This is a genomic window from Flavobacterium sp. ENC, assembly GCF_020991415.1.
Classification (GTDB): domain Bacteria; phylum Bacteroidota; class Bacteroidia; order Flavobacteriales; family Flavobacteriaceae; genus Flavobacterium.
This window is the reverse complement of the sequence record NZ_JAJMOY010000003.1, coordinates 499,099-525,263: the sequence shown is the minus strand read 5'-3', so window position 1 is coordinate 525,263 and position 26,165 is coordinate 499,099. Positions and strand designations below refer to the sequence as shown.

General features: G+C 38.8%; 27 protein-coding genes. 3 read left to right on the top strand and 24 right to left on the bottom strand.

Annotated features, from left to right (window positions below):
- Positions 1 to 33: 33 nt before the first annotated feature.
- Together LPB89_RS11065 and LPB89_RS11060 are read right to left on the bottom strand one after the other, a co-directional pair.
- A complete protein-coding gene (locus LPB89_RS11065; protein WP_230701819.1) occupies positions 34 to 537 on the bottom strand; it encodes a PRC-barrel domain-containing protein in 504 nt (167 codons plus the stop codon).
- A gap of 92 nt (positions 538 to 629) precedes the next feature.
- Complete coding sequence (locus LPB89_RS11060) at positions 630 to 794, bottom strand: hypothetical protein (RefSeq protein ID WP_230701818.1); 165 nt, start codon at positions 792 to 794, stop codon at positions 630 to 632.
- 295 nt (positions 795 to 1,089) lie between these two features.
- Here LPB89_RS11060 and LPB89_RS11055 point away from each other — a divergent pair, with 295 nt between their 5' ends.
- Positions 1,090 to 1,959 carry a chromate resistance protein ChrB domain-containing protein gene (locus tag LPB89_RS11055; protein WP_230701817.1) on the top strand — a complete coding sequence of 290 codons (870 nt, stop codon included), beginning with the start codon at positions 1,090 to 1,092 and terminating at the stop codon, positions 1,957 to 1,959.
- Positions 1,960 to 2,018: 59 nt separating this feature from the next.
- Positions 2,019 to 2,516, top strand: coding sequence for a hypothetical protein (locus LPB89_RS11050; RefSeq protein WP_230701815.1), 498 nt, complete (start codon positions 2,019 to 2,021; stop codon positions 2,514 to 2,516).
- Between the two features lie 56 nt (positions 2,517 to 2,572).
- Here LPB89_RS11050 and LPB89_RS11045 read toward each other — a convergent pair whose 3' ends face one another.
- The 12 genes from LPB89_RS11045 to LPB89_RS10990 all read right to left on the bottom strand — a co-directional run bounded on the left by LPB89_RS11045 (position 2,573) and on the right by LPB89_RS10990 (position 13,942).
- Positions 2,573 to 4,132, bottom strand: coding sequence for a S10 family peptidase (locus LPB89_RS11045; protein ID WP_230701813.1), 1,560 nt, complete (start codon positions 4,130 to 4,132; stop codon positions 2,573 to 2,575).
- A gap of 27 nt (positions 4,133 to 4,159) precedes the next feature.
- Positions 4,160 to 4,753 (bottom strand): Crp/Fnr family transcriptional regulator, encoded by a 594-nt coding sequence (locus LPB89_RS11040; RefSeq protein WP_230701811.1) that lies wholly within the window; start codon positions 4,751 to 4,753, stop codon positions 4,160 to 4,162.
- 254 nt (positions 4,754 to 5,007) lie between these two features.
- Positions 5,008 to 5,874, bottom strand: a complete 867-nt coding sequence (locus LPB89_RS11035; RefSeq protein ID WP_230701810.1) for an alpha/beta fold hydrolase — start codon at positions 5,872 to 5,874, stop codon at positions 5,008 to 5,010.
- A gap of 129 nt (positions 5,875 to 6,003) precedes the next feature.
- Entirely contained in the window at positions 6,004 to 6,801 is a 798-nt protein-coding gene (locus LPB89_RS11030) for an alpha/beta fold hydrolase (RefSeq protein ID WP_230701808.1), read from the bottom strand.
- 26 nt (positions 6,802 to 6,827) lie between these two features.
- On the bottom strand, positions 6,828 to 7,643 hold the full coding sequence (locus tag LPB89_RS11025; protein ID WP_230701807.1) for an alpha/beta fold hydrolase: 816 nt from the start codon (positions 7,641 to 7,643) through the stop codon (positions 6,828 to 6,830).
- A 42-nt stretch (positions 7,644 to 7,685) separates the two neighbouring features.
- Positions 7,686 to 8,459 carry an alpha/beta hydrolase gene (locus LPB89_RS11020; RefSeq protein ID WP_230701806.1) on the bottom strand — a complete coding sequence of 258 codons (774 nt, stop codon included), beginning with the start codon at positions 8,457 to 8,459 and terminating at the stop codon, positions 7,686 to 7,688.
- 431 nt (positions 8,460 to 8,890) lie between these two features.
- Entirely contained in the window at positions 8,891 to 10,513 is a 1,623-nt protein-coding gene (locus LPB89_RS11015) for an ATP-binding protein (RefSeq protein ID WP_230701804.1), read from the bottom strand.
- 5 nt (positions 10,514 to 10,518) lie between these two features.
- Positions 10,519 to 11,532, bottom strand: coding sequence for an ATP-binding protein (locus LPB89_RS11010; RefSeq protein ID WP_230701803.1), 1,014 nt, complete (start codon positions 11,530 to 11,532; stop codon positions 10,519 to 10,521).
- The gene (locus tag LPB89_RS11005; RefSeq protein ID WP_230701802.1) at positions 11,525 to 11,941 is read right to left on the bottom strand and encodes an anti-sigma regulatory factor; all 417 of its coding nucleotides are present in this window, start codon (positions 11,939 to 11,941) and stop codon (positions 11,525 to 11,527) included. The genes LPB89_RS11010 and LPB89_RS11005 overlap by 8 nt, the downstream gene beginning before the upstream one ends.
- Positions 11,922 to 12,320 (bottom strand): STAS domain-containing protein, encoded by a 399-nt coding sequence (locus LPB89_RS11000; RefSeq protein ID WP_230701801.1) that lies wholly within the window; start codon positions 12,318 to 12,320, stop codon positions 11,922 to 11,924. Before LPB89_RS11000 ends, LPB89_RS11005 begins: the two co-directional genes overlap by 20 nt.
- A 15-nt stretch (positions 12,321 to 12,335) precedes the next feature.
- Positions 12,336 to 13,172, bottom strand: a complete 837-nt coding sequence (locus LPB89_RS10995) for an STAS domain-containing protein (RefSeq protein ID WP_230701799.1) — start codon at positions 13,170 to 13,172, stop codon at positions 12,336 to 12,338.
- Positions 13,173 to 13,324: 152 nt separating this feature from the next.
- Positions 13,325 to 13,942: a Crp/Fnr family transcriptional regulator gene (locus tag LPB89_RS10990; RefSeq protein WP_230701798.1), complete on the bottom strand. Its 618-nt coding sequence runs from the start codon at positions 13,940 to 13,942 to the stop codon at positions 13,325 to 13,327.
- Positions 13,943 to 14,331: 389 nt separating this feature from the next.
- On the opposite strand from LPB89_RS10990, the gene LPB89_RS10985 reads away from it, so the two are divergent.
- Complete coding sequence (locus LPB89_RS10985) at positions 14,332 to 15,009, top strand: YceI family protein (protein ID WP_230701797.1); 678 nt, start codon at positions 14,332 to 14,334, stop codon at positions 15,007 to 15,009.
- A gap of 88 nt (positions 15,010 to 15,097) precedes the next feature.
- On the opposite strand, the gene LPB89_RS10980 is transcribed toward LPB89_RS10985, so the two are convergent.
- From LPB89_RS10980 to LPB89_RS10935, 10 genes are all read right to left on the bottom strand, one after another.
- Positions 15,098 to 16,255 (bottom strand): MalY/PatB family protein, encoded by a 1,158-nt coding sequence (locus tag LPB89_RS10980; protein ID WP_230701796.1) that lies wholly within the window; start codon positions 16,253 to 16,255, stop codon positions 15,098 to 15,100.
- 23 nt (positions 16,256 to 16,278) lie between these two features.
- Positions 16,279 to 17,847: an ABC transporter permease/substrate-binding protein gene (locus LPB89_RS10975; protein ID WP_230701795.1), complete on the bottom strand. Its 1,569-nt coding sequence runs from the start codon at positions 17,845 to 17,847 to the stop codon at positions 16,279 to 16,281.
- Positions 17,844 to 18,758 carry an ABC transporter ATP-binding protein gene (locus tag LPB89_RS10970; RefSeq protein ID WP_230701794.1) on the bottom strand — a complete coding sequence of 305 codons (915 nt, stop codon included), beginning with the start codon at positions 18,756 to 18,758 and terminating at the stop codon, positions 17,844 to 17,846. The genes LPB89_RS10975 and LPB89_RS10970 overlap by 4 nt, the downstream gene beginning before the upstream one ends.
- Positions 18,759 to 18,777: 19 nt before the next feature.
- Positions 18,778 to 19,959 (bottom strand): ergothioneine biosynthesis protein EgtB, encoded by a 1,182-nt coding sequence (gene egtB, locus LPB89_RS10965; RefSeq protein WP_230701793.1) that lies wholly within the window; start codon positions 19,957 to 19,959, stop codon positions 18,778 to 18,780.
- A gap of 17 nt (positions 19,960 to 19,976) precedes the next feature.
- Positions 19,977 to 20,972: an L-histidine N(alpha)-methyltransferase gene (egtD, locus tag LPB89_RS10960; RefSeq protein ID WP_230701791.1), complete on the bottom strand. Its 996-nt coding sequence runs from the start codon at positions 20,970 to 20,972 to the stop codon at positions 19,977 to 19,979.
- A gap of 25 nt (positions 20,973 to 20,997) precedes the next feature.
- Positions 20,998 to 21,966, bottom strand: coding sequence for a zinc-binding alcohol dehydrogenase family protein (locus LPB89_RS10955; RefSeq protein WP_230701790.1), 969 nt, complete (start codon positions 21,964 to 21,966; stop codon positions 20,998 to 21,000).
- Positions 21,967 to 21,978: 12 nt separating this feature from the next.
- The gene (locus tag LPB89_RS10950) at positions 21,979 to 22,383 is read right to left on the bottom strand and encodes a hypothetical protein (RefSeq protein WP_230701789.1); all 405 of its coding nucleotides are present in this window, start codon (positions 22,381 to 22,383) and stop codon (positions 21,979 to 21,981) included.
- A gap of 39 nt (positions 22,384 to 22,422) precedes the next feature.
- Positions 22,423 to 22,644, bottom strand: a complete 222-nt coding sequence (gene pptA, locus LPB89_RS10945) for a tautomerase PptA (protein ID WP_230701788.1) — start codon at positions 22,642 to 22,644, stop codon at positions 22,423 to 22,425.
- 567 nt (positions 22,645 to 23,211) lie between these two features.
- Positions 23,212 to 24,564 carry a TlpA disulfide reductase family protein gene (locus LPB89_RS10940; RefSeq protein ID WP_230701786.1) on the bottom strand — a complete coding sequence of 451 codons (1,353 nt, stop codon included), beginning with the start codon at positions 24,562 to 24,564 and terminating at the stop codon, positions 23,212 to 23,214.
- 220 nt (positions 24,565 to 24,784) lie between these two features.
- Positions 24,785 to 26,161, bottom strand: a complete 1,377-nt coding sequence (locus LPB89_RS10935) for a Gfo/Idh/MocA family protein (RefSeq protein ID WP_230701784.1) — start codon at positions 26,159 to 26,161, stop codon at positions 24,785 to 24,787.
- Positions 26,162 to 26,165 lie beyond the last annotated feature (4 nt).

The window sequence follows — 26,165 nt, the reverse complement described above, 5'->3', positions numbered from 1 at the left end:
TGCTGCAAAATATTTCATTGCGCACTATAGTATTTAGTGATTGTCAAATTCCCTGCGGTTGTAAAACGTATCATCATCCGTATCAAAGCCCGAATTATTTTCAGGATAGTACGACTTCATTACCCTGCGCTCGTAATTTCTGTCAAAATTTTGCTGAGTGTTGTAGCGGCTCGTGTTTCTAAAGGTATTGTACCCTATGCTGTTGGCCATAACAATTTTGGTGTCTTTATTGATGCTCACAGATCCGATTGGTATGATAATATGGCTGTCTCCGTCTTTATAGATAAACTCATCCCTGTCGCTTGCTATAGCATCATGCACTTCATTTCGGCTGTCGTCGATTAGTCCTTTATCTACATTTACGTCCAGATATACCACACGCTGCATGTCTTTATTTACCCAAAGGTTATCAATGGTACCTATGGTGCGGTTGTCAGCATCAACAATTTTCCATCCCCTTACATCAGAATAGTTTGAGGCGATTTTATAATCAGAAAGTTCGTCCAGTCTGTATAAGTTTTTATCTTTATTTTCCATGCCTTCTTTTTTAATATTATAATTAGTTTGTTAAGGTTTAACTGCATAAAGCACCAGATGAGGCTGCTCTTCCGGCTGTCGCAGTATCGTCATTAATTTACGGTATCTGTACTTGTAGTGTTTTCGATTTCTACCTCGTTTTCAACACGCGTCGTGTTATCTCTGAAAAAGATGAAATATACAATTGCCGCAATTAACAGCAGTACAACAATCCATGGCCATACCGGCTTCTTTTTCTCAATTTTAATTTCTGCCATAACTTATTTTTTTTTAAATAATAAACGTTTTAACTTTAAATTAAAGGTACAAATGAAGACGAATTACGAAGTATTAAATTTCGGTTAGAAGTTATACAATTCCCAGTAGATTAAGAATATAACAAAAACATCTTACGGGAAATTCCGACAGGCTTAAAATGCCAGTTGGACAGTCTGCTGCTTTATTGCGGAATATTTCTCTCTACAACGCAATCACAAACCTGCGTTATTTTTAGCTAGCTTTGTTTTTTAATTTCTGCCGGTTTTCATCAATTAACTAAAAACAAATACTATCATGAAGTGGATCACAAGGGAAAGACCTAAAATTGACCGAATTGCCTGCCCTTGGCTAATCAGCAAATTTGTAGATCAGGATGCTGAATTTATTTATGTTCCATTTAATGAAGTTTTGATAAAGGCGAAAGAACTCGAAGCTATTCCTTTTGATATTCCGGATGTAGAATTTACGCATTATAACGAGCAAAGTACTTTTGATTATATCGTAAAAAAATTTAAAATTGACGATCCTGCTATATTAATTATCGCCGGAATTGTGCGTGGAGCGGACACAGACAGACATGAGATTGCAAAAGAATCGGCCGGACTCTGGGCCATTTCTGCAGGGCTCTCGTATAACATTACCGACGATTATAAATTACTGGAAACCGGAATGGTCCTTTATGATGCGCTGTACAGCTGGGCAACATATTTGTACAAACAAAACCATCTGCAAAATAGTCCTTTTGAGAATCTGCTTCATCAGGTTTATAATAAGTTTTTAAGCGAAAAGAAATCGAAAAACAAAAAGACACCTTCATGGGTTACGGATTTAAAAGAAATGATTCAGGATCAGATTGATACACAGTTTACTTTCGATTTAAAGCAAATTTCAAATAATCTGGAGCTCAACCCCTCTTATTTATCACGGGAATTTTCGAAATACTTTGACGATTTAAATTTTGGAGATTATGTTAGAAAGCTGCGAATTGAAAAAGCAATTACGCTTATTGAAAATGCTGACTATACACTTACTGAAATAGCCTACATGACCGGTTTCTCCGACCAGAGTCATTTTACCAGAATCTTCAAGCTTCACACCGGAAGAAATCCGTCGTCTTACCGAAAAAAAATGCAAAAAAGTAAACCAGATACAAAAGGTAAATAACATACTATTTGCAGCACTATGATAGTAGTAGTTTTGTTTCCTAATTAAAAAACAAAACGATGTTACTCCGATATTCTATTCTATTTACGGCATTATTAGCAAACCTGACCTCATTTTCCCAGACAACCTATCCAAAAATCACAGGATATTTTGGAATACTACATCCTATTGTGACGGTAAGCAAAGACGAAACAAATGTAAATTTCAGGGATTATTATGCCGTTGGTTTTCCTACGGGTATAAACATCTGGAAAAATGAAAAAATAGGGTTTTCATTTGAAATTGTCCCTAATATAAAAGATGATGTGGGGACAAGCAAAGTAACCAATATACTCTTTCATCCCGGGATCCTGGTGGCGTTGGGCAATGGTTATACCTTCGCCGGAAGGGCTGCCTTTGAGTCAGGCGGCAGGTATGGTGTAACCCCTGTACTGAATAAAACGATAATCAAGAACAAGAGCTGCAGCTATTTTGTAGCGGTGCCGCTTCCGCTGCGTTTTGGTAACGATCATCCTGCCACTTTTACTGCAGGTTTTCAATTTGGAATCGCTTTTTAAAAATTGAAGAGCCTGATTAATGATTCGAAATGTAGTTTAAAACAATTGGCGTATTATTATTTTTTAAGCATCTTCATGGGTTGCGAAGGTTCTGTTGCTTTCCCTGTAGAACTACTTAAGATAAACAATCGTAAATCGTCACTAAATAATTTTCCTGTGCTGCCCAAATATAACATATGACCTGATTCATACTCTTTAAAAATGACTCTGTCTGCAGAAAAATGCGCTTTTTCGGTCGTATTTCTTGCATAGCCTGCCGGGGTGGACAAATCATAACTTCCTGCCGCTATAAATACTTTTAGATTTGGAGTTCTGCGTAAGACCACATTTAAGTCGTCTGTAAAATCAGGGCCTTCTTTGGTCTCTTTTCGCGACCACTGCCATTGAAACGAAATGTTTTTCCAGTCAATCGTTTTATACGGATCCTGAATGTTAATCTTTAATTTTGAAGCGAGCATCTCTCTAAATGCCGCAGTAAATCCGGGAACATACCTTGCCATTGACGGATCGTCGGCAACCGGATCATTCCCGGAATGTTCAAGCGGAAGGGTGTATCTTGTATCATATAGTCCAATCTGCAGATTTTCCTTAGCCAGAAGGCGGTCTGCAAAAATTTTTGGATCTATTTCAAGTGTCGACGAAAAAAAATCTGCCGCGAGTCCTGTGTATCTGCAAAGTTTGTCAATGATACCATTCCTTTCCGTTACCGAAAGTTTTTGCTGGTGCTCCAATACAAGTGCATTGAAATAGTCTTTTGCTGCAAATACTGCAATTTCTTTTTGAAATTCCTCGTAAGAATATAAGGTTTTGTCTATTTTATTATAGTACCAGGCTGTTTTTGCTAATGTTGGCAGTAATGAAGCTGCTCTTTCTAATTTGGCATCAGCTGTTATCTTTTTTAAAGGCGATTCGAGAGTGGTTCCCAACATAATAATTCCATTTAGTGTGATGCCCCTCATTACACCAGCATACATTACCCCGCCCATAAGTGCTCTGGGAAGAACTGAAACGCGTTGGCTTCCGTAACTTTCCCCGATAAGAAATTTGGGCGAATTCCACCTATTGTTTTTAATTAACCACTTTTCTATAAATTGCGCCATCGATTCAGCATCCTGATCTACTCCGTAAAAATCCTGCGGAGTACCCGGAGAAATGATACGACTGAAACCTGTACCCACAGGGTCGATAAATACCAGATCTGCTACATCAAGCAAACAGTTGGCATTATCTTCTAACCCAAACGGAGGTATGTTAGAGGAATTAATTTCCGGAGTCAGTTTTACTTTCCAAGGTGCAATACTGCTCAGATGCAGCCAGATGGAGGATGATCCCGGGCCACCATTGAAGACAAAAACAACAGGCCTGACTTCGTTATTTTTACTTTTCCTGATATAGGAAAAACTAAATACACTGGCTATAATTTTATTGTCATCGTTTTTAAGGTATATTTCATCTGCAATTGCAGTGAAACGTATAGGTTTTCCCTTAATAGCAATGGTGTGTTTTGTACTGAAGAAAAGCTGTTCGTTAGCCTTTACTGTATTTTCCTGACTAAAAAGGAATATGGAAAAGAAAGAAAAGACCGTAACTAAAAAGAATCTGGCGGCATTCGGCATTTGACAATTATTTATTTGAAGTGAGTACTAAAAATCAGGTTTATTTTTTAAAAACTCCCTTCTAATCCGGCTTAATGAAGTATCCGTAACATTTAGATAAGAAGCGATTTGTTTGAGCTGGGCAAACTGAAATACTTCTTTATTGGTCGTGATAAGATTCTCATACCGGGCTTCACCACTAAGATTAATCAGGTCTAATGTTCTTTTCTTATACAATACATATTCTCTTGCCAGCATTTTTACCCCATACGCCCTAAATTCAGGAATATCATGTAACAATAAATTTAATTGTTCATAGCTGATGGCATACCCCCTGCAATCTGTAACCGCCTGAATATTCTCAGTTGATTTGGTTTTTAAATAAAATGATGAAACTTCGAATACCACACTGTCTTTTTGATAAAAATTGGTCGTTATTTCATTTCCATTGTTGTCATAGGTAAACGCTCTCATAAAACCGCTCTGCAAAAAGAAATAGTGCTCATTTATTTTTCCTTCCTTAAGAAAAAACTCGTCTTTTGAAATCGTAATCTCTTCAAAATATTCTACCACATGATCTAAAGTCTGATCTGGAAATGGCAAATTTTTTATAATGTAATTTTTTAGTCCCTGTTTGTCCATTTATTTTGTTATTAATAGTATAAGCAATAGTTTCTTAAGACCGTTATATGTCAAAATTAATCAATTCGTAATAATTAGGTAAAACACAATTCTAAATCAGTTAAAAAAAACGATTACCGGCCATTGGTGTATGATCATCTAAAACATTTGTAAGTTTTTTGTTATTCAAATAGAAAAAAAATTACTTCTGCCAACAGTCGACAATCGGTTTTTCAATTGATAAATTCCTATAATTACAGCGTTGTACTTTGATCTTAATTCAGTAAAAATGCGTTTGCTTCCTGAGCAAAATCTCCTGCATACTGAAAAATTCCCCCATGGCCTGAATCACTCCAAAGTACCAATTTTGCGTCTGGAATGTGCTGAAGCATTATGTACGAATTGATCGAATCGACCATAGTATCGTCACTCCCATTCACAATAAGTACGGGCTGCTTAATAGACCTTAGCTGTTTGTTGCCTTCATCTGTAGCTAAACCGTAGCCTATTATGGCTCTGGCCTGACTTTCAATTGTATCCTGACTGGTTGGTAAATCCCTGTCTAGTTTTCTTTCTGCCAATCTTTCTAAAAAAGCTTCACCAGCTTTGATACTGCCTGGCGTTTTGCTGAAAAAAAGATTAATTAATACTCTGTCAGGTCCGTCAACAAAAGCTTTTTCCAAATGTGATTCTAATTGTGCGATCGCTTTTCCGCCTATAGATCCTGTACCGGCCAATATAAGCTTATGTACCAGTTCCGGATAGTCTGCGGCTATTTGTTGTCCGATGAAACCGCCAAGTGAGAAACCTAAAAGGTTAACTTTATTGTATCCTAAGGCGCGGATAAAATCGACAGCATCTTGTGCCATTGCCGGTACATTATCCGGAGTAGCCCCTTCAGAACTGCCCACTCCTTTATTGTTAAACAGTATTACCGGATATTTACTGGCAATTGCATTTGTAACTTCAGGATCCCAATTATCCATATTGCCAGTAAAATGTTGTAAAAATATAACCGGTATGCCTTCTTTCTTACCGAAAGAGCGGTAGGTAAAATCGCTTCCGTTTACGTTTATCTTTTTTGTTGGTGCTGTCTTATGGGTAAATTCTTCTGATGTGAAAATATTTTCTTTCGTTTCCATTTCTTTTAATTTCTATTTAATGATTTAAAGTAAGAACCATTGTATCGTTGTGAAAATTCCATGCAGTATTAGTATTCATTGCAATGATCCTTACCCTATGCTGTTTTTTTATTTAGTACTGAACTTTACTTATTTTGCTTCCAAATCTATGATTTGAGCCAAAATATGCGGGAACATGATAAAAGGTGTATGGCTTGACGGCAGCGCATATAGTCTTTGTATACCGGCATCTTTCGCCATTTTTTGCTGAAGTGAATAACCTATTGTATGGTCATTTAGGCTGTAAACAAACACTTTATCTATTTTTCCAAATTTGCCTTCAGTCAAAGTTACCGGAGTAGCTAAGGGAGCTAATGGTTCCGGTTTTAAATTATTGCTTACGTATTCGGCTACCTTGGCAGGAGCATCGGCTAGAAAAACATCGGCAATACCTTCTTTTTTTATAGTTGCAATCCCCGCTTTTTCTTCTACAATAAGGTTTTTACCAACATGGCTCTCTGCATCCGTTTTTGCAAGAGACAACAGGCTTTCTCCATTTTTCGGAACGTATGCCGCGATGTAAATGATCTTTTTTATCTGAGGCGCAATCTCTTCTGCAACCTGGCTTGCTACAATTCCGCCAAAGCTGTGCCCAACCAGTACAATATTTTGTTTGTCTCCAATGGCTTTTTTAACTTCGTCCACATACAGCTTTAAGCTAATGACTGAGATTGCGGTATTATCGGTTCCGTGCCCGGGGAGGTTAACGGAAATAACCGAATTGCCACCAGCAGTCAGATCTTCTGAAACGTGCTGCCAATCGTTTGACGATGACCATGCACCGTGGATGATTACGATTGTACTTGTATTTTGCGCTTTATTCGTTTGGGATAAAGCTGTAACCGTGGTAAGCAATAGTATTGCCAGTGCTAAAATTGAATTTTTCATGATGTATATTTGTTACTTGTTACTATTTAGTTGTTTGCTATTTTTGTCAATATCGATGACAATTCGTCGGGCTGTGAAAGGAATGGACTATGTCCTGTATTGATCTCGTATACAGATTTGACTTTACCGGTTTCGATCATTTTATTTTGCAGGTAAGGCGACACAACATGATCCTGTAACGTTTTGATGTATGCTTTTTTAACTGATCCAAAATTTTGCTCCGTAAGTACTACAGGATTAATAAACGGAGTTAATGGCTCTGTTCGATAATTCTTTACTACGAGGTTTTGAATTTCCGGACTGCCGTCCTGAATAAACAGATTAACGATCTGATCTTGTTTTACATCTACAGTACCATTATCATTAAAAATTAGATTACCCTTGATTCCAAGCTGAGAATCTGGATCCATATGTGACAACTGATCTAAATTCTGACCTGACTCTGGTAAATAAGCAGCCACGTAAACCAGTTTTTCAATTTTCGCAGGCACCGCTTCCGCCACCGATGAAATGATCATGCCGCCAAGACTATGGCCTACTAAGATCACTTTTCCATCTATTGTGGAGAGTGCATCAATTACCTTTTGTTTATAAACATCCAGCGTTATTGTGCCTGGAGAAGTTTTATCATTGCCATGACCCGGTAACTCCACAACAATTACTTTATTACCCTGTTTTTCAAGCTTAGCTTTTACGGTCTGCCATGCATAAGGAGCCTGCCATGCTCCGTGAACAAGGACATAATTTTTTAGGTTTTCGGGCTGTTTATCGTCACTTGAACAGGATGATAAGATGAAGATACAGGCCACAACGAGAAGTTGAATTAATTTTAATTTTTTCATGATTGTACTAATTAAAGAGTTATTTATATTGTGAGATGTGTTTTATTTAGCTTCAAGCGTTAAAATTGCGGATAGTATTTGAGGAAATACTATAAATGGTGTGTGGCTGGAAGGAAGCGAATAAGTTCTTAAAATTCCTGCCTCTTTTACCATTTTTTGCTGAAGTGAATAGCCTATTGTATGGTCATTAAGACTGTGAACATATACCTTATTAATGTTACCGAAATTAGCCTCAGATAAGGTGACCGCAGTAGATAACGGGGCTGAAGGTTCTGGTCTCAGATTATTAGTTACATATTCTGCCACCGGTTTTGGGGCATCTGCTAAAAAAACGTCTGTAATTGCCTCTTTCGTTATACGGGCTACTCCCGCCAGCTCATCTACAATAAGACTTTTACCAATATGACTCTCTGAGTCCGTTTGTGCCAGTGATAATAAGCTGTCTCCATTTTTAGGAACAAAGGCGGCAATGTAAATTAGTTTTTTTATCTGCGGAGCAATTAACTCTGCTACTTCACTTACTACTATTCCACCAAAACTGTGACCAACAAGGGTAACAGCTGTTGCATCTCCAATCGCTTTTAAAACTTCATATACATAAAGCTGTAAACTAATGTTCGATACAGGGGTCTGATCAGTACCATGACCCGGAAGATTTACTGTGATAAGGTTAATGTCTTCTGCTGTAAGATAGCCGGCAACATGATGCCAGTCATTTGCAGATGACCATGCTCCATGGACAATGACAATAGTATTTTTACTCTTAGATAATGAGGAATTTAATTCCTGCTGTGTGTTGTTTTTTTCGTTTTGCATAATATGATTTGTTTAATACTATGCAAAGAAAGTGCGAATAAAACCTGCAAAACTTGTCTTGCGGCAAGTAATGAAATTTCGTATCATTTTTTTATTTATAATTCAATTTTAAAAATTAAAGAAAAATAAAGCGGATTGCTATAATCCGTTAATCTAAATAGCAGGAAGAGTTGTTTGATAATACTACCAGAGAAATACTAGTATTTTAAAAAGTTTTTTTTGGATTGCAATGTTAGAGCTTCCCTATTGGAAACCCTAATTTTAGAATAGGCAGAAAGGCCTGAATTTATTGAACTAAAGACAGGCTTAGCAGCTATATGAGCTACAAGAAAACGGAATTGTATCAAAAAAAGTGATTTCTTCATTTGTCGATAAAATTCCGGCCGTAAATTCCAGAACTTTATAAACGGGTTTACTATCGCTGAATATCACTACTGCTGTTTTCGCAGGTATATCCAAAAAATAGTGCCTTCACCGGGTGTGCTTGTAAAATTAATAATCCCGTTATGGTTTTCGATAATACGCTGGCACAGGGCGAGACCTATTCCGTTGCCGCCATATTGGTCTCTTTCATGAAGACGCTGGAACATATTGAAAATGCGGTTTGAATATTGACTTTCAATACCAATACCATTATCAGCAATAGAGATAATGTGGTAATCGCCTGACAAAGCCAATGCATTGTTGTCTTCCGGCATAAGAGTAGCCGAAATGGTTACTGAGGGTACTGAAGTATTAAATTTAAACGAGTTGTTTACAAGATTATAAAACAATTGACGCAGCTGCGTATTTAGCCCTAAAACCTGCGGTAAGGGTTCTATGTTAATGATCGCATTTTTCTCTTCGATGATCATGCTTAAATCACCTAAAATTTCAGCAATAATATCATTAAGGTCTACTTCTTCAAAAAAATGTTTGTTATTATCTATCCTTGAATAATTAAGAACGTCAGTAATTAAATCTGATAAGCGCGTTGCCGACAATGCAATCCGGTCAAAATAATAATCCTTTTTCTGTTCTTCCGATAAATTTTCGCTGGCACGGGAAATCATAATCATAATCTTGCGCAGCGGTTCCTGAAGATCGTGACTCGCAATGTAGGCAAACTGCTCTAACTCCTTATTTTTAAAAACCAATTTGGAGTTGGCACTTTCCAATTCGCGCTGGATCACTTTTAGTTCCGTATTATCCTTTAGGGTCTCCACCACCACTTTTTGGGCATTAATATCGATAAAATAAATCAGCCAGCTGTTAAAGGATCCATCTTCTGATTTATTCGGAATCATGGTCACAAGGTGCCAGATGTAAGTCCCGCTATTATTAAGCCTGATTTCACCCGAAAAAGAAGATTGGTTTGATTTTGCTTTATCCCAGCCTGCTAAAATTACTTCAATGTCCTCAGGATGAATAAAAGTCGTCAAATTTTTTCTTTCAAAAGTTGGTGGAGGTACTTTTAAATAATACAGTAATGATTCGTTATACAATAATATTTTATTACGATCACTGACCTCACAAATCAAAATCGGGATTGTGTTCGCTAATTTTCGGTATCTGTTTTCGCTTTCAATTAATTTTTCTGAAAGCGCTATTAGTTCAATATTTTTCTTTCTAATCTCATCATACGGAGATAAAGGCGGCTCAAACTTAAAATAATCAATCAGCGATTTTATTTTCGTTTCCGACAGCAGTCCGGGCGACAGTACCTGCTGACTTATTCGGGTAGTTGACTGATTTCCTTTAAAACTGTATTCAATATTGCCGGAAATTTTTGAAGCGTAGTTAAATGCTTCCGGATTACAACTTTTCAAATCAATACTGTCTGTAATGATGGCCAGGATTTCCTTTTGAGTTGCTTTTGTAATATGAATGCCAATCACCAGCACTGAATCTTTCCCCTTCGCAATCGAACATCTGGCAATTTCGGATACCGCTGTAGAAAACCTTGTCTGAAAAGAAGAGGGCATCCCGCACATTTCGGCAATTTTCATGCAGCGCTTGTGGGCAAGAATCAGGTCCATTTCGTTATCAAGATTTATTTTTATGATCTCTTTCATGGTGCTTAGATTATTTTGCCTACAAGAATAGAGGCATCATCAGTTCCTCTGATATTTTCCTTAAAAATAGCGGATGCAATTACACCCGACTGTTGTTTTACTATTGACGCCATTTCGTTCAGGTTCCATCTGGTGCGCAATCCATCGCTGTGCATGACAATAATCTGATGTTTTTTGTAAGGTACAATAGTATTGTTCAGGGTACGGGGAATATTGTGTCCGATAATTCCGTTATAAGGTGTGTAGGTTTTATTTTCCAGTCCATCATAAATACGGGTACTGATATTGCCAATTCCGCATATACTCCATACATCTGATTTATAATCGACAGTGGCGATTGTTCCCACAAGACCCCTGCTCTTTTTTACTGCTGTATGGATATCCCTTAGAATTTCAGAAGGTTCTGTTTCTATGGACTGCTTAAAGGCTTTAATGGCTAATTGTACAGCTTCATTTGCATTTTCACCATGACCTAAACCGTCCCCTAAAAATATTTGGAAACCTTTTTTGGATGACTTAATATGATAGCCGTCCCCGCAGAACTTTTCGCCCGGGTAGTTTACCGCAATTGCGGCATAATTTAAACCGTTTTGTAAAGGAGGCAAAGGCAAATCAGATCTTTCGGCAATTTTGATGTACTGCACACATCCCCAGTTTTTCATGGAATAAATCTGAAAATCAGTACTCAGTCTTTTGATAGAGCCCAATCCGTGTCCCAGGGTATTGGATGACGAATAGCCGTCATTCATTATTTTGGCAAGATTTTCGAACCCTACACCTTTATCCAGACAATAAATTTCGATTACATTATGTTTTTCTTCCAGAGTAGCTCTGTATAGCAGCTCCCCTCCCTTGGCATATTTAATAAGATTGGAGGTTAATTCTGCAACTATAATATCGGTTTCAGCAGCGCGGTGGGGTGTAAATCCTATGTGAAGTGCCAGGTTGTGTATTTCTCTTTTTATAAAAGCAATCAGACTGCGATCGTCAATTTTATAACTGGAAAACGTATTATCCATTTTTCCATTTTATTATAGTAACGGTGGTACCGTTGCCCAGTTCTGTTTTAATATCAAATTCATTCACGAGTCTTTTGGTACCGGGTAGTCCTAAACCTAAGCTTTTCCCGGTGCTGTACCCGTCTTTCATAGCCAATGACACATCGGCTATTCCGGGACCATTATCGATAAAAGTGACCCGTACACCATTATCACGGCCATTACTAACCGATTCAATGATGACTTTTCCGCCTCCGCCATATTTAAGGAGATTACGAACAAGTTCGCTTGTGGCCGTAATTAATTTGGTTTGATTCAGAATGCTCATCCCAATTTTTACACCATACTCTTTTACACGGTTGCGTAAGGGCACCACATCTTGTTCTCTTATAATTAAAGCTTCTTCTTTACTATTCGTTATCGTCGTCATATTCCTGCTCTTCATTATCGCTAGTATGCATTTTTGAGCGCAGTAGATCCATGCCTTTTTCAACATTCAGGGCACTTATAACTCCGTTTAAGGACAATCCAAGTTCAACAAGTGTAATCGCTACGGCCGGCTGCATTCCTACAACGACAGTCTGCGCATCCATTATTTTAGACATGACCGCAATATTTCCTAAAATCCGCCCCATAAAGGAATCGATTATAGAAACAGCCGAAATATCAATTAACACGCCTTTTGAGCTATGTTTACTTATGGTGTTAATTAAATCCGATTCAAGATTTTCTGCCAGTTGGTCGTACAAATCTACTTGTATGGTAACAAGCAGAAAATCGCCCATTTTTAGTATAGGAATTCTCTCCATATCAATTATTAAATCTTAAACTAATTTTCTTTTAACAACAGTTAGCTGCAACATATCAAATGCTGTTTTAAGTGCACTTGCCAGTGATGCTTTGGTAATAATACCGGTAAGATCTATTCCTAAATGTACTACTGTCTGTGCAATTTCCGGACGGATACCGCTAATGATACATTCGGCCCCCATTAAACGTGTTGCACTAACCGTTTTTATAAGATGCTGCGCTACAAGAGAGTCTACTGCAGGAACACCTGAAATATCGAGAATAGCAATAGAACTTCCCGTATCAACAATCTGCTGAAGCAGGTTCTCCATTACAATCTGTGTTCTGGAACTGTCAAGTGTCCCGATAATTGGCAATGCAACGATACCCTCCCATACGGTGATCACCGGAGTTGAGATTTCGCTAATTTCATCTACCTGTCTTGATATGATATCTTCCCTTCCTCTCATGAAGGCTTCGAAAGTCATGATAGTCATATTATCTATAATGGCATTCAGCTCTAAATTAGCCTTATACAAATTTTCAGAATCCGTGATCAGTTCCGAAAGAATTTGCGAAGATGCCTGTTTGAAAGTCGTAAGGTATTGTGCATTCTCTCTTGGTGAAAAGCCTCGTTTTCCTCTTGAAGTTGAAATACCGACAATAAGATCTTCAACCTTTTCAAATTCCTGGGAATCCTGAAATCTTCCGTTTAGCGTTGCCAGTGCACTTAAAAAGAGGGAAGCAAATTCCTTAGATTCTTCTTCTTCAACTGCACCATCATCAGATCCGCTTTCGATAAGAAGTTGCGACCATATTGTTAGTAATCTATTTTCGTGCTCTTTTAAGCCCCCTAAAAAGTTGTTTTGCATGTGGTATAAATTTGTAAATTTCACTAACAAATATAGGGTTTTAAAAATAGTAAAATGAGAAAAGATTTATTAAAATAACAAATTTGTAAATTGCAGAAAAAATACTGTATCACCCTGTAAAACAGTTATTATCCTATGCAGTAAAAGGGCAATTATTGACCGGACGCTATTTTTTTACGGATTTTGCTCAGGAACTCCGGGGTAATGCCCAAATACGAAGCAATCTGGGTATTGGGGATTCGGTTTATTAAGGCAGGGAACTGTTTTGTGAAACTAAGGTAACGTTCCTCTGCCGTGGCACTAATGTTTTGCAGGATGCGGTTTTGAAAATTGATATACTTCCGTTCGGTGATAATCCTGAAATTGCGGTCGAACTTATGATAATTTACAAATAAGTACAAAAGGTCTTCACGCTTTATCTGCAGCACAACCGAAGGTTCAATCGCTTCTATATGCATATGGCTTGGCTCCTGCTCATAAAAACTCTGAAGATCACTTATCCACTCGTTTTCTGCAGCAAATTGCAGGTTGTGTTCTTTTCCGGAAGGATCAACCGCAAACATTTTAAAACAGCCCGAAACAATGAAAAAATAATGGCCGCAGACATCACCTTCCTGCAGGAGATATCCCCTGCGCCTGATATTCCGTTGTGAAAAGAGCCGGATCACCTCATCACATTCCTTTTGATTCAGGGCAAAATATCCGCTGAAAAAGCGAATCAATTGTGCTGTCGGGGCATCTTTACCGGCCAATGCTGCATTAATGTCCATAGTAGTATTTAAATAGTAAAAGTAAGAAATAGGAGCCGCATTAAAAAGCGTAACAGCATTCCTTATTCAGACAGAAAATATAACACGCCTGACATTACTGGCTTCTAAAACCAAAAAAATAATGGTTTACGGTTTTTGCGTTTTAATTATTTTGATATTTATAAAGAAATTCGCATCTTTATTAACATTAATAAATTAGTTAAGCTGATACTAAAGGCATATCTCCGGATACGCTCTTACCAGGCTCCTCAATAAGTCTCCTGGAAGGGTTATCCGATTTTCCTGAAATTATCACTAAATTTCCGATTACCATAATCCTGTCTTTTTTTAGTCCATGAATTTTGCATTAAACAAGACTTAATCATTAACAAATCTTTAAACGTAAACAAATGAAAAAATGTAGTGTATTGACTTTGGTCGCTGTTACTTTATTTTTAACGGCATGTGGAAAAAAAACCGCTAACGAAACAACAACAGGCGAAGAACAACAGGTTGCCGAAAAAAAGGGAGAAGTACTGGCGGTAAACCTCGAAACTTCAAAAGTAGACTGGAAAGCATTTCACAAAGGAGGGTTTGCTCCTCGCTGGGGAACACTTGCCATTAAATCAGGTGAAGTTTCTGTTGAAGCTAACGAACTGACAGCAGGTGATTTTGTAATCGACATGACGTCTATTAAAGTGGATCCGGCATCGGTTACTGAAAAAGATAAAAAATATTCAGAACTGGAAGCACACTTAAAAAGCGCTGACTTTTTTGATGTGGAGAAAAATCCAACAGCTGACTTTAAAATTACAAGCGTTACAAATTTAGCCACTCCGGCAAAAGATGCTGTAGCAGGTGCCAACAAAACAGTAAGCGGTAATCTTACCCTTAAAGGTAAAGCGGTGAATGTTACTTTCCCTGCAAAAGTTACCGTAGCAGACGGCATTGCAACAGTACAGGCTAAATTTACGGTTAACCGTACCGACTGGGATATTAAGTTTGGAGCTTCTGAAGCTGATCCGGCAGAATGGATGATCAGTAAAGATATTGAGATTGGTATTGATGTAACGGCAGGAAAAAAATAAAAGACCGACGGTTTATTATTATAAAGAGAGGCAGCCTAAATAATGGGCTGCCTTTTTTTTGATGTTCACTTGCTTCGTACCGGAAGCTCTAAGACAGTCCTTTTAACAGTCGCTCCAGTCCTGTTTGCAACTGTGCTTTTGGAGTAGCAATGTTGATCCGCAGGAATCCCTCCCCGGAATTTCCGTACATAGTGCCCGAATTTATCCAAAGCTTTTGTTCTTCCAAAAGGGAATGCGATAGTGCATCTGCAGTTTTGTGCAATGCGGTACAGTCCAGCCAGACCAAATAGGTACCTTCTAAAGGTGTGACCTTGATCTGGGGCAGATGCAAACTTATAAATTCGTGGAGAAAAAGATAATTATCCTGAAGATATTCTTTTAAGGCATCAAGCCATTGCTCTGATTCCTCATAGGCCGCTATCAGTGCCGTGATGCCAAATATATTGAGTAATTCTATGCCCATCAGCTGAAAAGACGATTGAATTGCTTTTCGTAACTGCTCGTTTTGCGTAAAAAAATAACCCACTTGTAATCCCGCCAAATTAAAACTCTTGGTGGGCGAGCTAAGGGTAACAGCATTGCGGCTGTACTTTTCTCCCAATGATGCAAAAGGAATGTGAATGTGTCCCTGAAAAACCAGATCGGCATGAATCTCATCTGAAATAATGATCACATTGTGCTGCAGACCAATATCCCCGACCGCCTGTAATTCTTCTCTTTTCCAGACCCGCCCCACAGGATTATGCGGATTACTGAGAATCAAAAGCTTTACTTTGGGATCAGCTGCTTTTCGGGCCAGGTCTTCCAGATCAATTGTATATTCACCATTTTGATACCGTAAATTATTCTCGATAACGATACGGCCGCTGTTTTCTATACTGCTGTAAAAATGATTATATACGGGCGATTGCAGCATCACTTTATCACCTGTTTTTGATAGCGATTGTATGGCTGCAGATAATGCCGGTATGACTCCTGAAACCGGTACCAGCCATTCTTTTTCGAGCGTAAAACCGTATCTTTTTTTCCACCATCCCAGTACCGCTGTATAAAATGCTTCCGGTATTGCCGTATAGCCAAAAATGCCATGATCGACCCTGTTTTGCAAAGCACTTAAAATTGGGGGTGCTGATTTAAAATCCATATCTGCAATCCACATGGGGAGCACTTCGCCAAACGGGGCCGCATCCCATTTAATCGAGCCGCTGCCGTTACGTGGTACTATTTCATCAAAATTGTATTTCATGACAGGTTGTTTTTATTTAAAACTTATTTTCCGGAACAATAGGCACTAAGCTGCGAAATCGTTTTTATACGGAGTTCCTTCGCCTGCGTCCTTCTCATCATCAGGGCATAAGCATTATTAAATCCGATGGGACTGAGCCATTGCAACTGGTATTGTTTCTGAAATTCCTTCTGCACATAATTATAGGTTTTTCTGCTGTCTTTGGAGACTTCGGCAATGGTCTGTGCATCGGGTTTTAGCAAAACTAATAATCCGGTACCGGTATATTCCGGATAAAAATCAATGGCATCATTCATCAGGGCATCAAAACATATTTTTGTTCCGCCCAGTCCTGTTTTGGTTTCTACTTTATAATTGGTGTAGCCTTCAATCAGCATTCGGTACATTTCTGCTAAAATATATTGTTCGCCAAAAATTTTTGAACCAATCCGAATCGTTTCTCCCGTACCCTGATTTGCTTTTTTATATAAACCCTGACGGACTAAAAAATCTTTAGCTACTTTTTCCGGGGTCTGTTTTAAAAGTTCTGTTTTATAATTAAGTCCGGTCATAAGGCTGTCGTTGATCTTGCCCGCCAGAAGATTCAGTGTTTTTTCGAGTCCCGGAAATTTTTCCAGTGTTCGGGTTTTGAGTATGGGAGCGGCATAATAAGGCGGAAAAATGGTTTTATCATCTTCTAAAACGACCAGGTCAAAGGCTTTAATTCTTCCGTCGGTAGAATAACCGCTAATCAGATCCAGTTTTCCCTGATACGCCGCTTCGTACATAATAGCATCAGAGACCACCAGCGGGTTCAATTGTAGTCCGTAGACCGATCTGAGTCCCAAATCCCCATCCTGGCGCCCCATAAATTCCGGTGTAAACCCAGCTATTATCCTGCGTTCCGGCTGGGCCGAAAATATAAAATAAAGACCAGTTGCCACCACAATACCGCCAACAATATAAAGGAATTTCCGAAGTGTTTTTAATGACGCCTTCTGCAAATAGCCAATAATTAAATCTAACAGAACAGCCAGCAATGCCGCCGGAATAGCACCTGCCAGAATCATATTGGTATTGTTAAGAGAGATCCCTCCGAAAATAAATTCCCCAAGTCCGCCCGCTGCCACAAAAGAAGCCAGAGTGGCCACGCCGACATTGATTACCGCAGCGGTTCGAATACCGGCTATAATAACGGGAAGGGCCAATGGAAATTCGACTTTAAACAAACGCTGGGTTTTATTCATTCCAAGTGCCGTTGCAGCTTCTGTAACTACGGGACTTACTCCTGTAATTCCGGCAAAAGTGTTTCGTATAATGGGAAGCAACGCATAAATAAGCAGTGCAATTATCGCCGGTGTGGCACCAATACCGAAAAGCGGTATCATAAAACCCAAAAGCGCAATACTCGGAACGGTTTGCAGAATACCTGCCGTACCTAACACCGGGGCCGATAAGCTTCTTCTTCGGGAAATTAAAACTCCGAGTGGAATTCCGACTGCAATTGCCAGAAGTAATGATAAAAAAGTAAGGCCAAGATGTTGTCCGATCTGCACCAGCAATTTTTCATGCTGGGCCATCATAAATTGCCAAAGACTTTGCTCCTGTGTCATATGGTTTGAAGTTTTCTGTATTGGTTAAAGGCCTGCAAAAGTTCTTCGTAATCTTCGTTAAAAGCAGGATCGGCACTAAAAATCTGAAGCGCTTCCCACACATTGGTATCTTTGACCAGTTCCTGCGTTTTTAATGGCTTTTTCAGAAAAGGCGCTACCCGGTTTACGGAAGCAATTTTATACTCCAGCATCAGACGATTGCCTGCAAAAAAATCTTTGACAAAATTATTGGCGGGCTGATATAATATTTGGTCCGGTGAACCCATCTGAACAATCTTCCCTTTGTCCATCAAACCAATACGATGTCCGAGTTCAAAAGCTTCCACTACATCATGGGTCACTAAAATAGTTGTTTTGTTTTTGAGTTCATCAAGATTCTTAAACTCATGATGTATGGCCGACTTTGTAATCGTATCCAAAGCGCCAAAAGGCTCGTCCATTAAAAGAACCGGAGTATCGGCAATAAGGGCTCTGGCCACACCAATACGCTGTTGCTGTCCGCCGCTTAGTTCATGTGGAAAAACTTTTAAAAGGTCTTCCGAAAGATGCAGTTTTTCTAAGAGTTCAGACGTTCTTTTTTCTGTTCGCTGCTTTTCCCATTTTAAGAGATTAGGTACAATAGCAATATTCTGTGCTACGGTATAATGTGGAAAAAGCCCTGCGTGCTGCATCACAAAACCAATGGTTTTACGAAGTGCTTCGGGCTTCTGGTCCTTTATGTTTTTGCCGTCAATAAAGATATTTCCGCTATCGGGCTCGATAAGGCGGTTAATCATTTTGAGCGTAGTGGTCTTGCCACAGCCGCTGGTGCCTAACAGTACCAGAATTTCTTTATCATTGGCCTGAAACGAAATCGTATCTACCGCTTTGCCCGAACCAAAAGTTTTGGAAACTCCCTCTATACTAATCATCTGTTTTTCCTGCTATACATTATTTTGCCAAACGAATGCCCATAAACTGCCACTGATGGCGGGGATGAAAAAAATTACGATACGTAGCCCGGCTGTGTCCCTCGGGTGTTGCCACAGAAGCACCACGCAAAACCATCTGGCTTACCATAAACTTTCCATTGTATTCCCCTATTGCTCCGGGCGCTTTGGTAAAACCCGGATAGGGCAGATAGGCACTGTCTGTCCACTCCCAGCGTTGTCCCCAGTTTAAATGTGGTGAAGCGGCCTCCCATTCTGCTTCAGTAGGCAGACGCAGCCCTTTCCATGACGCAAATGCTGAGGCTTCGTAAAAATTAACATGGCACACGGGCTCGTTCAAATCTATTTCTTTTAAACCGGCAAAAGTATAATTCATCCACTTTTGATCGATGTAATGCCAATAAAGGGGTGATTTAGCAGCGTTTTCCTTTACCCATTCCCAGCCTTCAGAATGCCAGTATTTAAAATCGGTATACCCTCCGTCTGCAATGAATTCAAGATAGTGCGCATTGGTCACGGGATATTTTGCAATTTCAAAATCTTCCAGATAAACCTTATGCCGCCCCAGTTCATTATCAAAACAGAAATCTTCACCCTGATACCCAATTTCATAAATGCCGGATTCGACCTTTACAAATTCATTATTCTGAATGCTTCTGGGGTCAGAAACCGCATCAGTACGATAAGCCGGAAAAAGCGGATTATGTCCTAAGATATATTTAATGTCACTGTATAATAGTTCCTGATGCTGCTGCTCATGATTAAGTCCGAGCTGCAGCAATTCGGCTAACGCTTCCGAAAGAACATTGTTTTCCAGAAAAGCTTTCATGTGCTGGTCTACATACGCCCGATAGCGATAGACATCGGTTACGGAAGGACGGCTTAAATTACCGCGGTCGGTTCGTAAAACGCGCGCACCCACGCTTTCGTAATAGCTGTTAAAAACGAAATCGTACTGATCATTAAAAACGGTATACGCCTTATCATTCGGTTTAAGAATAAAGGTCTCGAAAAACCAGGTCGTATGTCCCAAATGCCATTTTGGGGGGCTAACATCTACAATGGGCTGCACCACATAATCCTCTATTTCTAAAGGTTTACAGATGTGCTCGGAATGCAGCCTGATGGTATTGTATTTTTCTATTATATTTTGATTCCTGCCTGTTGATTCCTGTACCTGCATACTTTTATCTTTAAATGTTAAACTGCCAGCCAGGCCACGTCTGTAAACCACGCTTTGGAGTCCATAATATGATTTATTGTTTCAAAACCGGAACTGTTGGCCAGTTCTTCGCTTTCCTTCAGCGAATATTTCTGTGAAAGTTCCATAGCTATCAGCTCATCTTTTTCGAAATTAACAGACTGGCCGTCAACGTTGACACGCTGATTTTCGAGGCTGATTAAATAGCTTCTGCAGGCACCGCTTAAAGGATCGTACGTCTGGTAATGCTCAAACTTTTCGACATTGAAATCAGCATTAAGTTCGCTGTTAATCCGGGTCAGCAGATTCAGATTGAATGCTGCGGTAATTCCCGCTTTGTCATTATAGGCATCCAATATGACCTGTGGATTTTTTTTCAGGTCAAATCCCATCAGGACAATATCGCCCGGGGACAGATAACTGTTAAGGCCCCGACAAAAGGAAAGCGCTTCGTCCTTCTCCATATTCCCGATATTGCTTCCCAGAAAAAGAACTACTTTTCTTTTTGAAGATAATGCTGCCGCCTTTTCCAGCATCTTAAAATATTCCCCTTCCAAACAAGTAATATTCAGCTCAGGAAGATCTGACTTTAGCTTATCCTGTAAAACAGACAATATGTTGGCCGATATGTCAATTGGCATATAATTAAAATCAGCTTTCTGATCTAAAAGATATTTTAGCAAAAAAGCCGACTTGGTTCCGTCACCCGCCCCAAGCTCTATGAGGTCAAAGGCTTCATCCGTTTGCAAAATGATCCCGGCAAGCGCTGAAGTTTTATTTTGGAATATATCCATTTCACAATTCGTCAGATAATATTCGGGCATTGCCATGATCTGTTGAAAAAGAGCATCGCCTTTTTTATCGTAAAAATATTTAGAGTGCAGTTTTTTGGGTGTGCTTTGCAGGCCTTGCAGTACATCAGAACGAAACTGATCTGTGGGATTGTCCTGTGTAGGTATGTGAGTAGATTTGGTAGTATAAGATTGCAATATCATAAAAATTTGTTTTTTAGAAATTCATTTAAGGCAGAACTACAATTTTGCCCCCTCCCGAACTGCTTTCCATAAGATGATGTGCAGCAACGATTTCGTTCAGATTAAAGATACGTTTTATAGCTGGTTTTAAAAATCCTTTTTCGATATCCTTAACAAATTTCTGAAAATATTTTCCTTCAATTCGAATTTCACCACTGTCATAAACCGTCAGGTTAACTGTGGCAGGAATATAATTCATTGGAGCAAATTCGGCAATTGACCATTGCTCGGAGAGTATCCCGGTCATGCAGACACTGCCGCCACTCACTACCGTTTTAAGAGAATCCTGTAAGGTGGTGGTCCCTACAAGTTCCAGTACTTTATCAATTTTAAACTGACTTTGATTTTTGATTATTTCTGCTAAGCTGCCGTTGTCAATGAGAACTTCATCGGCTCCGTTAGCGACCAGTAACTCTCTTTTCGCTTCATTTCGTGTGGTTGAAATCACAAAAAGCCCCGCTTCCTTTGCCAGCTGCAAAGCCAGTAAACCTACTGATGATGTACCGCCGCGGATTAACAATGTTTCTCCCGATTTTATTTTAAGAGCCCGATGAAGCGATCCGTATGCTGTCTGGAACATTTCAGGCAGGGCACCCAGGATTTCCCAGGAAAGTGTACTTTCAAAAGGCATGACAATAGCGCGCGGAACCAGGGTGTATTCGGCATAACTTCCATCGAAATCACGTCCCATTCCTCCCATAAAGGCTGCGACCTTTTGTCCCTTTGCCAACGTACCCGAAGGATCATGTGCTACTTCACCGACACATTCAATTCCCAGAACTCTCGGAAAATGCACATCAGGTGATAATCCTTTTCGCGTCATGAGTTCGGAACGGTTGAGTCCAAACGCTTTGACCTTAATAAGTACCTGACCTTCCAATGGAGTGGGTACCGGAAATTCTTCCATAAAAAAGTTTTCTGCCCCTCCGGCACTTCTAATTACAGCTGCTTTCATTTTTTTTCTGTTTTAGCTTAATTCAAGCTCTTGTACGTTATTGAACAGGTATCGGTAAATCTTCCAGTTTCCTGCTTCATTTTTCAAAACAAAAAAATCAATACTTCTTTTTTGTATGGTTTTTAAATCTGAAATGCGTTTTTCTGTTGTAGTGGCAAAAGCTTCTACAAAAGCAAATTGATTTTCAATCGTGATTTCTTTTATGGCGTAACTGATTTTAAAATCAGAACGTTTCAGATAGCCATTGCCGGTTTTCCCCAGTTGGTTAGCGGCAATAATTTTTTTCATCCCCTCCGGGATAAAAACAGCATCGCGATCAAAAAAATCCGGAATCGTTTTTGTATCTCCGGCATTTAGTACTCCGGCAAAATTGACCAGTACTGTTACAATTTCTTCTTTTTCTTTTATGTAATTCATGACTGTATTTTTTAATTAGCTCAGCATTCCATTTACGGATTAATATCCCGGTTTTTTATAAAGCTTTTCCATATTAGGCTTTATTTCCTTATCATATACTTCTTTCATCCAGGCCTCTTCAGCAACTTCTTCTATGGCGATTGAAACTGCTGCATCAGGTTTACCTGTATGTTTCATAATTACGTTCGTAATTTCCTTTGCTATTTTTGCTTTTTGCTCCTCAGAAGTTCCGGGATACATTTTTACATTTACGTGTGGCATGTTATTTTATTTTAAGTTTGATTTTTTGATGCTGATTCTGGACAGCGAATTTGCAATACAAAATTGCACCAAATCTGATGTAACTACATATAAGCATGTTTAAGAAATACCCTTAACCTGGTTTAAGAAAAAATCTTAAACCAGGTTAAGGGTATGGGATGTGAGACTATCTAAATTTATAAAATATTTGTGGTCCGGAAACACTAGACGTATAATCTCTAATATATGTTTAGTGCTTTTATTAAAATAATTTGCGGTAAATTGGGAAGAAAATGCGATGGCGGCATTCGTCAGCATGAAGGGAGTTATGGTTCTCCATAGAAATCTATAAATGAAGTTCCGGGTGTTGAAGTATCGGGAATTATGGCAGAACAAGGTCCGCAAGCTACCCAAAGGACAAAAGCCAGCCGGTTTTTGGCCTGTTCCCCGGATTTGGCTAAAGCGGAATTCTAAAGATAAAACGGCCTTCTATCACAAAAAAGGGCTAAGAATAGTAGTGTATCCCTGAATTAGTTCTAAATATCCAATTCTATCCAATGTGAATTTTTTACAAGTGCCCAGCAGTAGTTATTTGATCAGATTTTCTATTTTATTAAACTCTTCCGCTCCTCCACGTAGTAAAATTTTTCCACCGGAATCCACTAAAATAAATGTTGGATATGTCTGCACGGCAAGGTCAGTATAAATTCTGTTGTTCTTTCTGCCATCCACAAAGCCATGTGTCCAGTTCATTTTACTTTTCTTTGCATATTGTTTCACCACATTTTTATCCTGATCGTTGGCGATACTAATGATACTCAATTTTTCAGGATACTTATTGTGCAGGGCCACTAATCGCGGAGTCATATCCAGACAGGGTCCACACCAGGTGCCCCAAAAATCAATTAGGGTATACTTCTTTTCTTTAATGACGACATCGGTACTAAAATTTCCGTTATCCAAATCTTCAATGATCCTGTTTTCAAAATATTTCCCGACCCATTGACCGTATTTTTCTTCTTTGCTTTTTATTTTTCTAAGATATAATTTAGATATCTTTCTGTTGATGCTGTCTATTTTGTAATAGCCGTCACCAAGCGCAATAGTATCTTCTGTGAAGTGCATGAATTGCGCGTTAAAAATCTCATCTTTTCTGAAGGAAACGTTTTTTGGCTTAATGTAGATCGCGCCAAATGTATTATCAAGTGCCTGATAAGAAAAATCGTAAACGGTCTGGTTTAAAATTTGTTCGCCCTGCCAATAATCCTTAAACCTAAAACTGGAAAGGTATTTTGCTTCTTTATCTGTAACTATTATTTTTCGGTCATAGATATTCGCACATGGGAATAAAGTAGTTTTTCTTTTATAAGTGTGAATAGTGCCTTTAGAATAGGTTTCATAATAGTAGTCACTTTTAGGTAATTTATTGATACTTTCTAAGTTCTCTGCAATCGATTTATTTCTGAAATTGATGTCAAATTCATATTTAATATCATCACTAAAATCCTGATTTCTGTTGAAATCCCCAATAATAAATTGTTTATCTTTATAAAACCCGACAATGGAAATTACGCCCTGTTTTAGCGGTTTTTTCGAGAATCTCAAAGTATCGATATGTATTTTGTTTACTAATTCCAGAAATTCCTTTTTATCATATTGCTTAACTTTATATAAATCGTAGAAAAATTGGAGTGTTTCCTGAAAATTACCATAATATTGTATGGAATCATGCGCGGGAACCCCAATATAATTTTTTATTACTTTTTCTTTAAAAATAGGCGTTCTGTCTAATGAAATCAGTTCGGTGCTTACATACGAAAAATTGAGATTTAAGGTATCGTTAGTGACCTGTTTCATATCAATTACAAAGTTGGTGTCCGGTTCATACTGATAACCAAACAATAAAAACAAACCAGATAACAGAACGATTTTCTTTAGCATTTCATACGAATTAAAAGGATTAAAATTAAATTCAGGCAACTCCAAAAAATCACAATGATATGTACCGCTGCATATCATTCCAACTATAAATGCTGAACCTCAGCTCTAAAATGAAATATCAAAAATACACTATAATATCATACAAAAAGCTTCTGTTACCAACAGAAGCTTTAAATCTAACTACAAAATAAAAACCAAATTATTCAATTACTACGTTTTCTTATTTTGAAAACTCAACCGTATTCAATTTTTCCCAGCCTCCACGAGTGAAGTCCGGAATTTCAACCGGAGCTGAATTATGGTCCAGCGAGATTTCGGTCAACGTGCTCAGACAAGACCATTCGGCCAGATCGTACACATCCATATCTAACGGAAGTCCCTGCTGCAGACAGTGAAACATACGGTAATCCATTATAAAATCCATTCCGCCGTGGCCTCCTACTTTTTTGGCCATTTCTTCGATATCTTTTACGATCGGGTTTTTGTATTTTTCCATTAATATCTTTTTGACATCTTCCGATACAAATTCTTCTGCATTCAGGTTTTGGTAATTTTTAGAGATTTCTCCTCCTGCTTCCTTTGCATCGATGGCATAGCCTTCAACCGGATATTTATTGGCAAATCCTTTAGTTCCTGATAACTGATACATTCTGCTGTACGGTCTCGGACTGGTCACATCATGCTGAATCTGGATTGTTTTTCCTTTTTCGGTACGAATCATGGTCATGGTGTGATCCCCGTTTCTGAAATCGGTTACCACTTCCCCTGTTTTTTCTTTGATGAATGCCGGATTTCCGACTGCTTTGGTATCCATCGAAACCAGAAAATTCATTTTATCTCCTCTGTGAATGTTTAGCGCCAGACAGGCTGGTCCCATTCCGTGTGTCGGGTAAACATCACCTCTGTGTTTGCGGTTGTAATCCATACGCCAGTTGTTCCAGTATTCATTCCAGTATGGCTGTAAACCGTGAATGTACGAACCTTCCGCATGAAGAATCTCTCCGAACAAACCTTGCTGTGCCATATTTAAGGTGGTCAGTTCAAAGAAATCATAGACACAATTTTCAAGCATCATACAATGCTTACGTGTTTTTTCTGAAGTATCGATGATGTCCCATATTTCTTTCATGGTTAAAGCGCCCGGTACTTCTACCGCCACATGTTTACCGTCTTTCATGGCCTGAACGGCAATGCCTGCATGATGTTTCCAGTCGGTTACAATATAGACCAGATCCACATTTTTAAGTGCGGTTACTTTTCTCCATGAATCTTCTCCGAAAAACACTTCTGCTTTTGGCTTTCCGTGTTTTACCAAAGTGTCGTTGGCTGCATTTGCTCTTGCTTCGACCATATCGCAAAGTGCCACAATTTCTACTCCCGGAATATGGGTAATACGCTCAACGGCTCCTGTGCCACGCATTCCTAAACCAACAATAGCTACGTGAACAACAGGAATTGCCGGCGTAGCCAAACGCAATACATCGGCCTGGCCTTTGTCTCTTTTGGGTGCTTTTGTTTTTATGAGTTGCGCAGATACATTGCCAATTTTCAATACTAAAAAGGCTATCAATAAAATTTTTAAACTTGAACTTTTCATTTTT